This is a genomic window from Arthrobacter sulfonylureivorans, assembly GCF_022637435.1.
Taxonomy (GTDB): Bacteria; Actinomycetota; Actinomycetes; order Actinomycetales; family Micrococcaceae; genus Crystallibacter; species Crystallibacter sulfonylureivorans.
The window spans coordinates 1,101,286-1,115,654 of record NZ_CP093326.1 but is presented as its reverse complement, the minus strand read 5'-3'; the positions used below and the strand labels follow the sequence as shown (position 1 = coordinate 1,115,654).

Annotated in this window: 16 protein-coding genes; 2 read left to right on the top strand and 14 right to left on the bottom strand. The window is 65.5% G+C overall.

Translation table 11 applies throughout. From position 1 onward, the window contains the following. Positions 1-989: 989 nt before the first annotated feature. The 14 genes from MNQ99_RS05480 to MNQ99_RS05415 form a co-directional block, all read right to left on the bottom strand. The gene (locus MNQ99_RS05480; protein ID WP_241914706.1) at positions 990-1,886 is read right to left on the bottom strand and encodes a C40 family peptidase; all 897 of its coding nucleotides are present in this window, start codon (positions 1,884-1,886) and stop codon (positions 990-992) included. Positions 1,887-1,888: 2 nt separating this feature from the next. Next, positions 1,889-2,311, bottom strand: coding sequence for a flagellar FliJ family protein (locus MNQ99_RS05475; protein ID WP_241914705.1), 423 nt, complete (start codon positions 2,309-2,311; stop codon positions 1,889-1,891). A 2-nt stretch (positions 2,312-2,313) separates the two neighbouring features. Then, positions 2,314-3,642, bottom strand: a complete 1,329-nt coding sequence (locus tag MNQ99_RS05470) for a FliI/YscN family ATPase (RefSeq protein WP_277883602.1) — start codon at positions 3,640-3,642, stop codon at positions 2,314-2,316. Beyond that, complete coding sequence (locus tag MNQ99_RS05465) at positions 3,639-4,298, bottom strand: FliH/SctL family protein (RefSeq protein WP_241914704.1); 660 nt, start codon at positions 4,296-4,298, stop codon at positions 3,639-3,641. The genes MNQ99_RS05470 and MNQ99_RS05465 overlap by 4 nt, the downstream gene beginning before the upstream one ends. Continuing rightward, the gene (gene fliG, locus MNQ99_RS05460; RefSeq protein WP_127511109.1) at positions 4,288-5,307 is read right to left on the bottom strand and encodes a flagellar motor switch protein FliG; all 1,020 of its coding nucleotides are present in this window, start codon (positions 5,305-5,307) and stop codon (positions 4,288-4,290) included. The genes MNQ99_RS05465 and fliG overlap by 11 nt, the downstream gene beginning before the upstream one ends. Then, a complete protein-coding gene (gene fliF / locus MNQ99_RS05455; protein WP_241914703.1) occupies positions 5,304-6,929 on the bottom strand; it encodes a flagellar basal-body MS-ring/collar protein FliF in 1,626 nt (541 codons plus the stop codon). Before fliF ends, fliG begins: the two co-directional genes overlap by 4 nt. Continuing rightward, positions 6,929-7,234, bottom strand: a complete 306-nt coding sequence (fliE, locus tag MNQ99_RS05450) for a flagellar hook-basal body complex protein FliE (protein WP_241914702.1) — start codon at positions 7,232-7,234, stop codon at positions 6,929-6,931. Before fliE ends, fliF begins: the two co-directional genes overlap by 1 nt. Then, complete coding sequence (locus tag MNQ99_RS05445; RefSeq protein WP_127511106.1) at positions 7,234-7,626, bottom strand: flagellar basal body rod protein FlgC; 393 nt, start codon at positions 7,624-7,626, stop codon at positions 7,234-7,236. Before MNQ99_RS05445 ends, fliE begins: the two co-directional genes overlap by 1 nt. After that, positions 7,626-7,967, bottom strand: coding sequence for a flagellar basal body rod protein FlgB (locus tag MNQ99_RS05440; protein ID WP_127511105.1), 342 nt, complete (start codon positions 7,965-7,967; stop codon positions 7,626-7,628). Before MNQ99_RS05440 ends, MNQ99_RS05445 begins: the two co-directional genes overlap by 1 nt. Before the next feature lie 125 nt (positions 7,968-8,092). Further along, entirely contained in the window at positions 8,093-8,464 is a 372-nt protein-coding gene (locus tag MNQ99_RS05435) for a hypothetical protein (RefSeq protein WP_241914701.1), read from the bottom strand. A 1-nt stretch (position 8,465) separates the two neighbouring features. After that, the gene (gene fliS / locus MNQ99_RS05430) at positions 8,466-8,912 is read right to left on the bottom strand and encodes a flagellar export chaperone FliS (protein ID WP_241914700.1); all 447 of its coding nucleotides are present in this window, start codon (positions 8,910-8,912) and stop codon (positions 8,466-8,468) included. After that, a complete protein-coding gene (fliD, locus tag MNQ99_RS05425) occupies positions 8,909-10,255 on the bottom strand; it encodes a flagellar filament capping protein FliD (RefSeq protein ID WP_241914699.1) in 1,347 nt (448 codons plus the stop codon). The genes fliS and fliD overlap by 4 nt, the downstream gene beginning before the upstream one ends. Before the next feature lie 121 nt (positions 10,256-10,376). Further along, the gene (locus tag MNQ99_RS05420; protein WP_241914698.1) at positions 10,377-11,222 is read right to left on the bottom strand and encodes a flagellin N-terminal helical domain-containing protein; all 846 of its coding nucleotides are present in this window, start codon (positions 11,220-11,222) and stop codon (positions 10,377-10,379) included. A 185-nt stretch (positions 11,223-11,407) separates the two neighbouring features. Next, positions 11,408-12,217, bottom strand: a complete 810-nt coding sequence (locus tag MNQ99_RS05415) for a sigma-70 family RNA polymerase sigma factor (RefSeq protein WP_241915278.1) — start codon at positions 12,215-12,217, stop codon at positions 11,408-11,410. Positions 12,218-12,463: 246 nt separating this feature from the next. Here MNQ99_RS05415 and MNQ99_RS05410 point away from each other — a divergent pair, with 246 nt between their 5' ends. Further along, a complete protein-coding gene (locus MNQ99_RS05410; RefSeq protein ID WP_241914697.1) occupies positions 12,464-12,949 on the top strand; it encodes a flagellar protein FlgN in 486 nt (161 codons plus the stop codon). A gap of 10 nt (positions 12,950-12,959) precedes the next feature. Then, positions 12,960-14,366, top strand: a complete 1,407-nt coding sequence (flgK, locus tag MNQ99_RS05405) for a flagellar hook-associated protein FlgK (RefSeq protein WP_241914696.1) — start codon at positions 12,960-12,962, stop codon at positions 14,364-14,366. Positions 14,367-14,369 lie beyond the last annotated feature (3 nt).

Genomic DNA, 14,369 nt, shown 5'->3' with positions numbered 1-14,369 from the left:
AGCAGCCGACTGGTTCTGCGTTGCTTCCCCTGTTCCAACCGCCGCCGCCACGACGGCTCCGGCCGCGGGTACGTTTCCGGCGACTACGGCGGCCTGGCCCGGAGCCCCCGCGAGTGTTCCGGTTGCAGACGTGGTTGGAGCCGCTGTTGCAGCGGCGCCAGCGGGGGGTCTGGTTGCAGACGCAGTGGGGACCTCGGTTACAGGAGCACCAGCGGGAGTTCCGGTTGCAGACGCAGTGGGGACCCCGGTTAGAGGAGCACCAGCGGTTGTTCCCGCGCCGGCCGTGTCCGCGGTCGCGGCCGCGGCAGGAGTGGGGCCTCCTGCGCCGGGCGCGGTGACGTTCTGCCCATGGACAAGGCGGACAGCAGGCTGATCACCGGGTACCGCAAGGCCAGTATGCGACGTAGTAGTGCTGGCCGCGGTTGTGGTGCCACCAGGTGCTCTTGCATCCCTTGCCGGAGCACCGACCGCGGCGGGCCAGCCACCGGTACTTTCGGTGACGGCTGCCGTGACGTTCACCGCATCACCGGGCGCAGTGGACTGCGAAGCGGCCGCGGCCTCGCCTTCTGCTGATGTTGCGGCACCGGCAGCGTCGTCCGCGGGCAGAGCTGGACCCGTAACCATAAGCCATGGGGCCGCTGCGCCGCTGGGTTGTGTAGCTGCACCTGTCCCAGCAGGAACTGCCGCGTCGCCGGAGGGAATCGCGTTGACCTCAGTCGCTGTCTTGCCATTGGCGTCAGGATGCGGCGTTGCGGCGCCGCCGGCGGCCGGACCTGGCCCCGCCTGACCGGCGTTGCCAGCGGCAGCCGCGGTGCCCCCGGTGGAGGCGGCGGCGTCGTGCTTTGAGGGCTTCGCGGAGTAAGCAGCACCCTGCTGGAGCGCGCCCTGCATCGCGGCGTCGAAGCCGGGGCCGGAGGAGCGCGAACCGGACCCGCTGCCACGGGACGGCGAAGCGGCGGCGGCGATGGGTAGGGAGTTCACGGGGAGGCTCATGCTCTCTGTCCTGTCGCCATGGCTGCCTGTGCGGTGGCCAGCAGGTCGGTCAATTGTCCGGAACCGGCGGAGCCCTGGCCGGAGAGCATGGAGGCGAGGCCACCGTTGCCGGTTTGGCCTGACAGCATGGCGCTGATGGCGCCGGCGGTGCCGATCTGGCCGCTGAGCATCGAGCCCAGTCCGGTGGAGGTGGAGAGCTGGGCGGCGCCGATCAGTTCGGTCAGCGCGCTTTGCTGGTCAGCGGTCAGTGCGCTTGAGCCGGCAGCAGCGCCGGTAGCAGCGCCACCAACACCGCCGGCGGCCTGGACCGTGGATTCATCGGGCAGGATGCGGCGGATGGCGGTGATGTTGGAGTCGTTCTCCCACGCGTCGCGAACCTGGATGGTGTCGCCGGGCTGCGGGGCATCGATGGCCTTGCCGTTGCCCAGGTAGATGGACACGTGGCCGCCGTCGAAGCTGAAGAGCAGGTCGCCGGGTTTGGCGTCGGCCATGGAGGCTACCGGGGTGCCTTCCTTCATCTGGTCCCAGGTGACGCGCGGCAGGTCGATGCCGATGTCGCGGAAGGCGTGCTGCACGAAGGAGGAGCAGTCCAGCCCGACGGAAGCATCGTTGCCGCCCCAGACGTAGGGCAGGCCCACGTACTTCTCGGTGGCAGCGATCAGTTCGGCGGCGGACCCGGTCGCCGCGGTTCCGGTCGCGGCCATGCCGGAGGCACCGCCGACCGTGGAGCTACGGGTCGCGGCGGTGAGCGCATCGGCAAACGTGCTTGCCGTGCTGCCGCCGGTGCTGCCGCTGCCGGACGTGCCCGAAGCGGCATCGGCCGCAACGGCCGGCTGGGTGAGCTGGGTGAGGGTGGACTGGATCTGCTGGATCCGTCCCATGGTGTCAGTCATGCTCATCGTCCGTCACCGCCCCGGGCGCCGATGGACAGCTCGTCCAGCACCAGCTGCTCGCGGCGGAGCTCCTCGACTGCCTCGGCCTCAACGTGCCGGGTTTCCAGCTTCTCCAGCCCCACGGACTGCTTGCGCACGGCGAGGAACTCCTGCTGCGCCTGCTGGGCCTCGTGCTGCCGGGTGCGGTCCAGGTTCTCCAGGTCGGCCAGCATGCTGCGCGAGGCGGACCGGGCGGCTGCCACGGCATGCAGCGTGGTGGCGTCCGAGACCTCGCTGATAATCTCGCCCAGCTCGTTCCGGGCGGCCACCACCCGGGCACCGGACTCGCGGGCGCGGTTGTTCGCGGCGGCAAGATGGCCGGCGGCCTGGTCCTGCTGGAGCTGGCGCAGCCGCAGCAGTCCGGCCAGGGGGAAGGATCGAGCCATCTCTACATACCTCCGAGGGTGCGGGTCAGGCGGTTCAGCTGATCCCAGGACTGGGCGGCGGGCGTCTGGTCGTCCATCCGCTGCTGCAGGAACAGGTTGATGTCGTCTTCGTGCTGCACGGCCGCATCAACCATCGGGTTGGACCCGGGTTGGTACGCGCCCACGTCCAGCAGGTCCTGCGCCGCTTTGCGGGCGGCCAGTACCTTGCGCAGGGCGGCGGCGGCGCGGGAGTTTTCCGGTGTATTGACCTTGGACGCCACGCGGGAGATCGAACCCAGCGGGTCCACCGACGGGTAGTGCCCGGAGACCGCGAGCTTGCGGTCCAGCACCACGTGCCCGTCCAGAATGGAGCGGGCGGAGTCGGCGATCGGTTCGTTGTGGTCGTCGCCGTCCACCAGCACCGTGTACATGCCGGTGACCGAGCCGGTCTCGGCCGTGCCGGCGCGTTCCAGCAGCCGGGCCAGTACGGAGAAGGTCGACGGCGGGTAGCCGCGGGTGGCCGGAGGCTCGCCGACGGAAAGCCCGATCTCGCGCTGGGCCATGGCCACGCGGGTGAGCGAGTCCATCATCAGCATCACGTCGGCGCCGCGGTCGCGGAAGGACTCGGCGATCCGGGTGGCGGTGAAGGCCGCACGCAGCCGCATCAGCGCGGGCTCGTCGGAGGTGGAGACCACCACAATGGAGCGCGCCAGGCCGGCCTCGCCCAGGTCATCCTCGAGGAACTCGCGGACTTCACGGCCGCGCTCCCCCACCAGCGCGATCACGGAGACCTCGGCGTCGGTGCCGCGGGCGATCATGGACAACAGCGAGGACTTGCCCACGCCCGAACCGGCGAACAGGCCCATGCGCTGGCCCTTGCCCACCGTGGTCAGCGTGTCCAGCACACGCACGCCCAGCTGCAGCGGGGTCTCGATCCGTGCCCGGTGCATGGCGGACGGGGTGTCGTTGTCCAGCGGCACCAGTTGATCGAAGACCAGCGGGCCCTTGCCGTCGATCGGCCGGCCCATGCCGTCCAGCACCCGGCCGAACAGCCCGGCGCCGGTGGGTACCAGCACCGGGACGCCCTTGGCCTTGGCCGGGGTGCCGGTGTTGATCCCGGTGAGCCGGCCCAGCGGCATGCAGCGGATGCTGTCCCGGTTGGTGGCCACCACCTCGGCCTCCACGCCCTGGCCCTCACCGATCACCACCAGGTCGCCGATGGCGCAATCCAGGCCAATGATTTCGACCCCGAGGCCCACCACCGAGGACACCATCCCGTAGCGCTGGGGCGCGGCTGCGGACAGCGCGTCGGCGAACCGGTCGGCGCGCGGGCGCCAGGCCACGGCGGTCACTGCGGCACCTCCAGCAGTGCGGCCTTGGCGCGGGCCAGCGCCGTGCGGATCCGCGCGTCCAGGAAGCCGTCGGCGAATTCGGTGACCGCATCGCCTGGGGCCAGCGAAGAATCGGGGCTGAAACCAACGCCGGCCTGGCTGCGGGTTTCCGGCGCCAGCATGGTCAGGTCGGCCGGGTTCATCCGGACGGTGTGAACCCGGGAGGCATCCACCCCGGCCAGTGCCCGGGTGAGGGCCGAGCGCGCGGAGGCATGGCCGTCGGACAATTCATGGCCCAGGATGGCCTCGGCCAGCTCGATGGCTGCCGCGGCCAGCGTGTTCTGCGCGGCGGCCAGCACCGGTGCAGCGCGTTCTTCCAACGCACGCGTGGCAGCACCGAGCGCTGCCACCGCCTGCTGCACGCGGGCACGGCCGTCGGCCATCATGGCGGTGTGGTCCTGCTCCATGGCCAGCTGGCGTGCGCGCATCATCTCGGCGCCTTCGCGCATGCCGGCGGTGTAGCCTGCGGCGTGACCGCGGACCTTGGCCTGTTCGAACGCCCGCTCCTGCGCCTCGTCGTCGCTGCGCAGCTCGGTGTAGGCCACCTTGGAGAAGTTCTTCGCCCCGGTGTTCAGCTCCGGGAAGCTCAGCCTGGAAAACGTCGCGTCAGTAGACATATTCGTCTTCCTCCACGCCGCGTTGGACCGTGATGATGCCGCTGGCTTCCAGCTCGCGGATGGAACGCACGATGTCCGCGCGGGCCTCTTCGATCTGCGACATGCGCAGCGGGCCTGTGGCGTTGATCTCGTCGTCGAGAATGTCGCGGTTGCGCTCTGAGACGTTCTTGCGGATCAGTTCGGTGACCGGTTCGCTGGCGCCCTTCATGGCCACCGCCAGCACCGCGATCTCGATGCCGCGCAGCACTTGCTGCACGTCGCGCGGTTCCAGCTTGGTGATGTCTTCGAAGGTGAGCATCCGCGAGCGGACTTCCTCGGCCAGCTCCGGGTCGCGTTCGTCCAGCGCCTCCAGCAGGGCGCGTTCGGTGGCGACGTCGGCGCGGTTGATGATGTCCACCAGCGGCTGCACGCCGCCCACCACCTCCACCTGCTGGCGGGGCACGACGGCGCCGGCCCGCACCTTGAGCGTCTCGGCCACGATGGTCACGGCCTCCGGAGTGGCGGTGCCCATGGTGGCGATGCACTGGGCCACCTCGGCCCGGACCGACTCGTCCAGCCCGGCAATCACCGCGGAGGCCTGCTCCGGGCGCATGTGCGCCAGCACCAGGGCAATGGTCTGCGGGATCTCACCGCTGAGCAGCGTGACAAGCTGGCTGGGATCGGCCTCGTCCATGAACTCGAACGGCTTGCCGGCCAGGGAGGTGGCCAGCCGGTCCAGCACACCGGCAGCTTTCTCCGCGCCGAAGGAGGCCGCCAACAGTCCGGCGGCGAACTCCTTGCCGCCGCGGGGCCGGCGCCGGCCCTTGACCGTCATGTCGTGGAATTCCCTGAACGCCTCTTCGGCAACCACGGGATCCACATGGCCCATGCCCACCAGTTCGGCGGTAATCAGGTCGGCCTCAGCCTCGCTGAAGCGCTTCATCACCTCGGCGGCCCGGGCCTGTTCCATCTGCATCAGCACCACCGCCACCTTCTGGGTGCCGGTCAGGGCGGTCAATAGCTCACTCATGCGTTCTGCTTTTCATCCATCAAGGACCGCAGGAAGTCGGCGGTCTTGTCCGGTTCCTGGGCGGCCAGGGCGTCGATCTCCGCCCGCTTCCGGTTCATGTCCTTCTGTTCGTCGGAGAGTTCCGGCGGCCCGGTGAGTTCCAGTGCGGTGGTCAACGGTCCGGTGACGGGGATCGGTTCCGGCACAATCACGGGCTTCAACTGCAGTTCCTGCGGGGCCTCGATTTCCGGCTGGAAGTCCTGCAGCTCGCCCAGATCCACCGGCTCGCGGTTCTGGCGGCGCGACCAGCGGGCGTAGACCAGCAGGGCGATGATCACCAGCAGGACGATCCCCGCGGTGATGATGGCGGTGCGGATCAGCTCGGCCTGGCGCGCGGCTTCCTCCGCGGCCTGCGCGGCGGCCAAGGCCTCCGCGGCCGCTTGCGCGCCGGCGGTGTTGAACGGCACCAGTTCCACGGTGACCTCGTCGCCGCGCTCGGCGTTGATGCCGGCCGCGGTGGTGACCAGGCCCTCGATGTTGGCCAGGTTCAGTGCCCCGGCGGCGTCGGCATCCAGCGCCACGGAGACGGTCTGGCGGTTGATCGCGCCGGCCGGGATGGCCCGGGTCTCGGTGACCTTGTTCAGCGCGTTGTTCTTGGTCTCCGACTCGGACGTGAAGGTTCCGTCACCGGCTGCGTCGCCGGGGACGGCGATGTTGTCCGGGCCCAGCACCCCGGCCGCGCCGCCGCCGGATCCCTCGTACTCCTCGGTCTGCGTGGACTCATTCAAGGCGGGTGCGCCGTCCGGCGTCGTAAAGGTTTCTTCCACGCGTTCGGCGGACTCGTAGTTCATGTCCGCGGCCACCACTACGGAGGAATTGCCGGGCCCGACCACGCGGTCCAACATGGTCTGCACGGAGGCGCGGACTCGCTCTTCGTAGTCGGAGGCCTGCTTGTCTGCGGAACCGGTGGCGCCCACCCCGACGGCCGACAGCACGGTGCCGGCGGCGTCGATCACGGCCACGTTCTCCGGCTTCATCCCGTCGATGGACGCGGAGGTCAGGTGGACGATGGCTTGGACCTGGTCGGCGCCCAGCGTGGTCCGCTCGGTGTCCACGAAGACGGAGGCGGTGGGCTCGCCCTTCTCGGAGACGAACACCGTCTGCTCCGGGATGGCCAGCCGCACGGAGGCGGTCTTGACGCCGTCGAGCGCTTCAATGGTGTTGGCCAGTTCGCCTTCCAGCGCGCGCTTGTAGGTCACGGACTGCTGGAACTCGGAAGAGGTCACGCCCATGTCGTCCAGCAGCGAATACCCGCCGGTGGAGGAGCTTGGCATTCCCGCCGAGGCGGCCTTGAGCCGCTGGTCGTAGACGTTCTCCTCCGGGACCAGGATGGTGCCGCCGCCGTTGGTGAGTTCGTACGGGACCCCGTCGGTGCGCAGCTGCTCCACGATGGTGTTGGCGTCGGCGGCGGCCAGCCCGGAGAACAGCGGCGTGTAGGAGGGCTTGGACGCCCACGCCGTCAGGGCAGCGATGCCGAGGACGACGACGGCGATGCCGATGATCGCGATGGTGCGCTGCGCGACGGTGAACTCGCGGATGGTTTTACCCAACCGCGATAGCCAGGAGGAGACTGTGGCGGGCATTAGGCCTGCATCCTCATGATCTCGTTGAAGGCGTCAACGCCCTTGTTCCGGACCGCGGCCACCAGTTCCAGCGTCACCGCGGCGCGGGTGGAGGCCAGCGTCGCGTTGTGGATGTCGTTCAGGTCGCCGGTGACGGCCTGGATCGCCAGCTCGTTGGACGTCGACTGCAGCTGCTGCAGGTTGTCGACGGCACCGGTGAGCGAGGTGGCGAAGCCTACGCCGTTGGTTGACTGCGGGGCCTCGGCCGCGGGCAGGTAGCCGGTGCCGGTCACGCCCTGGATCGGCGGAATGGAAGAGAGCGGCATCAGTTGCGTCCAATCTGCAGGGCGGCCTCGTAGGTAGATTTGGCCCGGTCCACCACTGCCGCGTTGGCCTGGTAGCCGCGCTGGGCCATGATCAGGCTGCCCATCTGCTGGGAGAGGTCGATGTCCGGGTAGCGGACGTAACCGTTCTCGTCGGCCAGCGGGTGGTCCGGCTCATGCACCATGGTGCCTTCGGCGTCGCCGAACTCTGCCCCGGCCACATACACGCCGGAGACGCCCTGGCCTTCCTGCGCCACCACATAGCGGGCCTGGAACGCGGCGCCGTCGGTGCTGGTGGCGTTGTTGGCGTTGGCCAGGTTGTCGGAGACAGCGTCCAGCCACTTGCGGTGGACGGTCAGGCCGGTACCGGCGATTCCAATGGCGTCGAAAGTCATCAGTTGGTCCTCATCGCCGTGCGGACGCCGCTGAAGGGACTCTCCGCGGCACGGGCTGCGAACTGGTAGCGCAGCACAGTTTCAATGTTGGAAAGGGTCTCGGTATCCAGGTTGACGTTGCTACCGTCCAGCCGCGTGGGCTCCAGCGAGCGGTCCATGCTGGCGCTGGCGCTGCCGTCCCCGCGGGCCACCGACTTGGCCAGCGCTTCCTCGAACTGGACGCGCTGGGCGTGGTAGCCGGGGGTATTCACGTTCGCAATATTGTTGGCGATGGCACGCTGGCGCATGGCGAGGCCGTCCAGGGCGCTCTGCATGGCAGCACCCGTCACAGATTCGAACACAGCAAGACCCGTCTCACTACTGGCATGTGGTCGGCCGATCCATGGCCTGTTCGGTGAGCTATCCGTGCTCACTATCCAGCTATCGGCACGCAGACGGGAGTGCGTTAGGTAAATCTTGAGATTGGTTAACCGTTTACATCCAGGTAGACCGAACGGTCCGACGCGCCACGGCTGGGAACGGCATCCAGGAAGGCCATTTCCTGCCGGTTCTGCCGCATATCCGCGCGTAGTTCGCGGATCGCTTCCTGCTGTGTGGCTGCCAGTTTTGTGGCCCGCTCCACCAGTTCGTTCGGGATCGGCCCCAGCCCCTGCGGTGCCTTCCACAGCACGACGGCGGTGCGCCGGCTTGCGTCCGGCTCTTCACCCTCGCTCGCGGCTTCGGCAGCGGTTGCCAGCATCAGCTCCAGCTCATCGAGCACTTCGATCCAGCGGCGCAGGTCGCTGGCAGCGTTCTCGGTGACGTTCTCGGTGACGTTCTCCGTGTCGTTCGCCGGCATCTCAGGCGATGCCAAGTTCGCCGCCCATGCCGGCACCGCGGGTACCCTGTGCCGGGAGCTGCTCCGCTGCCTCGTGCCAAGCCTCCCGGAGCGGTTCCAGCAGCTCAATGCACTCGCGGGTCCGCGCGGCATCGCGGTGGATGTTCGCGTTCATCATCGCGTTCAGCGTGTAGGTGTAGAGCGCCTTCAGGCCCTCTCCCCCGTCCCACACATCGGTCTTCAGCGTGGACATCAGCTCGGACACAATGGCCTGCGCATGGATCAGGTTCTCTGACGCCACCGACCACTGCTGGGCCTGCTGTGCCGCCTCGGCCCGATTCAGGTCCAGCAGCAGCCGGTCGTACAGCATGGTCAGCAGCCGCGCCGGCGTGGCGGACATGATCGCGTCGCGCTGGAACTGGTTCCGCTTTGCCTGGGCTCCGAAGCCCGGCCCGTAGGTCAGTGTCATTTCTTCGTGCTCCCCCATGCCGGCAAGGTGGCGAGCTGCGAATTCAGCCAGTCGCCCTGCGATTGCAGGCTGTTCAGCGTTACTTCCAGCTGGGCCCACGTGCGCTCCAGCGTGGAGCGCCGGGAAGCCAGCCGCGTGTCCCAACTGGTCACCTGTTCGTTCAGGTTCTTGACCAGCGATTCCTGGCCTTGGATGCGCTTGGTGATCTGCCCGTCGTACTTATCCGATGCTTCCTTGGAGGCAGTCTCGACGCGGCCGGCGATCGTTTGGACCACCTTCTCGGCCCAGGCGGAATCTTCCTTCATCGCCTTGCCGAACTTCTCGGCATCAAATTCGATGGTGCCTTCTTTGGTGATGCTGATGCCGATTTCCGACGGCGACCGCCCATCGATCGGACTGATCGCTGCTTTTATCATGCGCTGCTCAATATCGCGCACGCTGCTGTCGCCGGTGAAGATCCCGCCCTTGGTCGTCGTCGACCCTGTGGACGTGGAAACGTTGACCGATGAGTTCTTAGAGATGAAGGCGAACAGCCCGGTCAAGCCATCTGCCAGAGCCTTGGCCTTCGCCGTCACTGCTTCGTCGTCGCGGGTGACGGTGATGGTGGATTTGTCACCGTTAGCCGCGTCAGCCCCCAAGGTAACGCTTACACCCGGAAGAAGATCGGTAAACGTGTTCGAGGACGAGGAGATGATCTGTTCGACGTTGGTTCCGGCCCAAAGCTTTACCTTCGCGTTTTTCGCAGTAGCGACGTCGTCAAACGTGAAGGACGCATCGTCGGTGGAAACGGTGAAGGCGTTTTCGACGCCGGATTCCTTTGCAGCGAACTGCAAGCGAAAATCGGGGTTGGCTGCATCTCCGACTGAGACTTTTGTTGCGGTGATGCCCTTTCCGGATTCGTTGATTTCTCTAACGATCTGGTCCCAGGTCTTGCCCTCAGTGTCCACAGTGACTTGGCCGTCTTTGAGCGCAATCGTCAGGACGGTCGCTGATTCAGGCCAGTCGCTAAGAAGGGCGGAAACTGTGACCTGTGCCTTCGCAAGTTCGACGACTTCAATATCGATCGCTCCAGCGGAAGCGCCTGGGGCAGTCGTCACTGAGACTTTCTCCGAGCTACTCTTGCCCGAGTAGATAGCGAGCGCGTTCGCCTTGCCTGTGTCAGCTGCGATTTTTCCTAGGTCGGAGATTCGCGTATTCAGGGCCTGAAGTGCGCTGACCAGCGTTTGGGTGCTGGAGACCTTGTTTTTCAGAAGGGCTTGCGGACGCGCTTCCAGCTGCATCAGCTGGTTAATCATGGTCGCGGTGTCCAAACCGCTGATCATTCCACCAATCGAAAACGCCACGCCAGTTCCTCCTGAAAGAAGCCTGTTTAGTAGAGCGAATGCCGACGCCCGGCAGCGAAGACTGTGAGGTCCAATTCATTCGCCTCGCTGCCGGGCCGCATTCAGCCGTTAGCTACCCGGTTTAGCCGAGGAGCTGCAGCACACCCTGGTTGATCTGGTTCGCCTGGGCCAGCATTGCGGTGCCGGCCTGGGACATGATCTGGTTCTTGGTGAACTTAGCCATTTCCGAAGCCATATCGGTGTCGCGGATCCGCGACTCCGATGCCGACAGGTTCTCGGCTGCAATGTTGAGGCTCTTGATCGTGGACTCGAAACGGTTCTGGATTGCACCCAGATCGGAACGAGCAGTTGAGACGTTCTTGATCTGGGTGTCGGCAGCACCAATTGCCGCGAGACGGGTAGTCGCGTCGGTCGTTACATCGATCAGGAGCACTGCATCGGCTACGGCCTTGACATCAGCACCATTGAGATCAACGTCAATTTGGTCCGCGGCGGCAACGTTTCCGGCTCCAACCTGGAAAGTCAGGACGCCTGCAACCCCAGCAGACTTATCCAGGAGCTTGGTGCCATTGAAGTTCGTCGATGCGCTGATCCTGGTCAATTCATCACCAAGAGCCGTGATTTCGGTCTGAATTGCCGTGCGTGCGTCAGCGTTGTTCGAATCATTACCTGCCTGAACAGACAGATCCCGAACTCGCTGCAGGATGGAGTGGACCTCGGTGAGAGCACCTTCAGCGGTCTGGATGACCGAGATGCCGTCCTGGGCATTGCGGGCAGCAACGGTCAGGCCGCCGATCTGCGCGCGCAAGCCCTCGGAGATGGACAGGCCGGCTGCGTCATCGGCAGCGCGGTTGATGCGCAGGCCGGTGGAGAGCTTCTCCAAGGACTTGGAGATGTCGTTCTGGGTGTTAGACAGGTTGCGGTACGAGTTCAGGGCCGCAACGTTGGTGTTAATGGCGAAAGCCATGATGAAACTCCTCCATGAGATGGTACAAATTCACCGGCCCGTCCATGGGCTGGCAACTGTAGCTATCGGAGGAAGTTCGGGGTTGGTTAGGAGATTTCTAAAAATATTCCAGATCTCCACGCGGCGCTGGCGCGCCTTGGTCGATCAACGGCGGAATAAGCGCCTCTAGTCGATCTACGACTGACTTAAGCCTGCGCTGTTTGGTGCTGGCGCGTGAAGCGAGTGATGCCGCCGACCGTCTGGTCGGCCAGGGCCGTCAGGTACGCGTTCCTGCGGGAGGGAGCAATCCGCGACTCGGGCACATAGGAGGCACCGCCGTCGTCGGAATAGTGGGTGTGGAGGCCGTCGCGGAGCAGGCGGATGGCTTCGGAGCGCTGCTGGGAGACGGCCGAGTGAGTGGCACCGACCTCTTCGGCGATCTCCTTGACGGACCGGTCCTCGAAGTAGATCTGCTCTACGATGTAGCGCATTTTCGGGGGAAGGTTGTGCACTGCAGCTTTGAGGAAGGTGAGACGTTCCTCAGTGAGCAGGGAGCCCTCGGGGGACGCGGTTTCGGAAACCAGGAGCTCGGCCGTGGTGTCATCTAGCGCGGAGACCGTCCGGGATGCGTCGTCCAGGGCCGCCTCGGCCGTCTCGCGATCCACCCCAAGGGCGGCAGCAACTTCGTCGACGCTCGGGTAGCGGCCCAGCTCTGCGGTCAGGGTTTCGCGGACGGACAGAGTTTCCTTGATGCGCTTGCGTACGGAGCGGGGGGCCCAGTCGATGGCCCGCATCTCGTCCGCGAAGGCGCCGATGATCCGCCGTCGGGCGAAGGCTCCGAAGGGGACCCCAAGGGTTGGGTCGAAGGCATCAGCTGCGGTGATGAGGGCGACGGAGCCGGCAGAGGCGAGATCGTCGCGGGAAAGATGAGTGGCTTTAGCACACACTTCGGAGACCAGATATCCGACGAGCGGGAGGTTTTCAACCACCAGCGCATTACGGTCAGCACGTTCCACTGACATGTCCCCCCTCCGTGCCAAGATGCATGGATGGATCGCTTCATTGAGACTCCGAGGGGTGCGGCCTCGGAAGAACGATTCATCTCTTGGTGAAACCTACCATCAAATGCTTCTAACGGACAGGGTTTTTGGGCCGATAGATAGGAATGTAGCCGTGCCGTTACTTTCAGTTCATCCAGTGACGGCCTTTTGACGCGGAACGTGGGGGCGTTTCCGCAGAATCAACCAGGGGAGGTGCCTGACATGGGAGCCCATGAACTGTCCGCCATGCTGTGGCACGAACGCGAACTTCTTGAACTGTTGGTCTTCAAGCTCGAAGTGGAGCAACTGCTCCTGACCGCCGGCAAGTCCCGCTGGCTGCAGCACGCCACTCGCGAGGTGGAACAGGTGCTGGAGCGGCTGCGCGACGCCGGTCTGGCCCGGACGGTAGAGGTGGCCCTACTAGCCCGCGAATGGGGCACCCAGGAAGGTGCCACGCTGCGCGAGCTGACCGACCAGGCTCCGGAAGGACCCTGGGGCGAAATCTTCAAGGGCCATCTGCAGGCACTAACCCAGCTGACCCTGCAGATCCGCGAGCTACGCGACGTGAACGAGAAGTTTCTCCGTGCCGCTGCCCGTTCCACGCAGGAAACGCTGGCCAATTTCAATCCCGACGCCGGCACCTACGACTCCCACGGAACGGCCGGAGTATCCGGTGACCGTTCCCAGCTGTTCGACACAACGATCTGAGGTTTTCGCAGTGAGCACCTTCAGCGGCCTGAACACCGCTTACACCGGTCTGGTGGCCGCCCGCCAGGGCTTAAACGTCGTGGGCCAGAACATCGCCAATGCCAACACCGAGGGCTACACCCGCCAGCGGGTCAGCACGTCATCGATCGGCGCGCTGGAACGCACCGGCCTACTGACCGGCGGAGTGCAGATTGGTCAGGGCGTATCGGTTGACGCGATCGCCCGGCTGGGCGACATGCACCTGGACACACGCGTGCGATTCTCCGCCGGCGTTGCTGGATATTCTGCCGCGCGCGCGAACGCGATGTCCGATCTGGAAGCTTCGCTCCGCGAACCCGGCAAGAATGGCATCTCCGCCCAGCTCCAGGACTTCTGGGCATCGTGGCAGGATCTGTCCAACAGGCCGAACGATCCTGCAGCCGGCGGTGTGGTGCTGGAGGAAGCGAACATCCTGGCCAACATGATTAGACGCGGTTACCAGGAAGTGCGTGAGCAGTTCTCCCGTGTGCGCTCCAATGTGGACACTATGGCCGCAGAGGTCAACGGCACCGCCTCGCAGGTAGCTAGCCTGAACGAGAAGATCCGGTTCGCTGTGGCCAACGGCGGCTCTGCCAACGAGCTGATGGACCACCGCAACTTGCTGACCGAGCGATTGGCTGCCCTCACCGGTGCCACTGTTCGCCAAGGTAGCGACGGGCAGGTCGACGTCCTCATCGGTGGGAACGCGCTCGTCACCGGTTCCAGCGCTCACAGGGTCAGGATTGACGGCGATACGGATATCTCTGGTATCGACGGCGTGAAGATGATGTGGGAAACACGTGATGCCCCGATGGTGCTCGATGGCGGCGAGATAGCCGGCGCACTGTCCATGTTGGGAGCTGGCCCTGGGGTTGGCCCCTTGCGCCAGGCAGCGGATAGTTACAACGGATTCGCCAGAGGCTTGGCAGAAGCAGTCAATGGGGTCCACGCTGCTGGCTTCACTCGAACCGGGGCTGGCGCCGGTGACTTTTTTGAGTACGACTCGGCTAATGCAGCACAGTCCCTGAACGTCTTGGTTGCCTCCTCCGACAAGCTCGCTACGGCTGGGGCAGCGGGAAGTCCTTTGGACGGTTCTCACGCCGACAAGATCTCACAACTGGCCCACGACCCGGACGTATCCCCCGATCGCCATTGGGAGCAAATCGTCACGAAAATAGGCGTCCAAGCCAAGACTGAACTGCAGCAGGCCAATCTGGCTGACATCGCGTCGCAGTCGGCGAAATCCCTGCAAATTTCGAACGCATCAGTAGATCTGGACGAAGAAAACGTAAACCTGCTGTCCTACCAGCACGCCTACCAAGGCGCGGCGCGAGTAATGACGGCGATTGATGAAATGCTCGACACGTTGATCAACCGCACCGGATTGGTTGGGAGATAGTCC

Excerpts from the sequence above, each read along its gene's own strand:
- MNQ99_RS05480 (WP_241914706.1), bottom strand. The coding sequence starts at position 1,886 with ATGACTGACACCATGGGACGGATCCAGCAGATCCAGTCCACCCTCACC.
- MNQ99_RS05475 (WP_241914705.1), bottom strand. The coding sequence starts at position 2,311 with ATGGCTCGATCCTTCCCCCTGGCCGGACTGCTGCGGCTGCGCCAGCTC.
- MNQ99_RS05465 (WP_241914704.1), bottom strand. The coding sequence starts at position 4,298 with ATGTCTACTGACGCGACGTTTTCCAGGCTGAGCTTCCCGGAGCTGAAC.
- fliG (WP_127511109.1), bottom strand. The coding sequence starts at position 5,307 with ATGAGTGAGCTATTGACCGCCCTGACCGGCACCCAGAAGGTGGCGGTG.
- fliF (WP_241914703.1), bottom strand. The coding sequence starts at position 6,929 with ATGCCCGCCACAGTCTCCTCCTGGCTATCGCGGTTGGGTAAAACCATC.
- fliE (WP_241914702.1), bottom strand. The coding sequence starts at position 7,234 with ATGCCGCTCTCTTCCATTCCGCCGATCCAGGGCGTGACCGGCACCGGC.
- MNQ99_RS05445 (WP_127511106.1), bottom strand. The coding sequence starts at position 7,626 with ATGACTTTCGACGCCATTGGAATCGCCGGTACCGGCCTGACCGTCCAC.
- MNQ99_RS05435 (WP_241914701.1), bottom strand. The coding sequence starts at position 8,464 with ATGCCGGCGAACGACACGGAGAACGTCACCGAGAACGTCACCGAGAAC.
- fliS (WP_241914700.1), bottom strand. The coding sequence starts at position 8,912 with ATGACACTGACCTACGGGCCGGGCTTCGGAGCCCAGGCAAAGCGGAAC.
- MNQ99_RS05420 (WP_241914698.1), bottom strand. The coding sequence starts at position 11,222 with ATGGCTTTCGCCATTAACACCAACGTTGCGGCCCTGAACTCGTACCGC.
- MNQ99_RS05410 (WP_241914697.1), top strand. The coding sequence starts at position 12,464 with ATGGGAGCCCATGAACTGTCCGCCATGCTGTGGCACGAACGCGAACTT.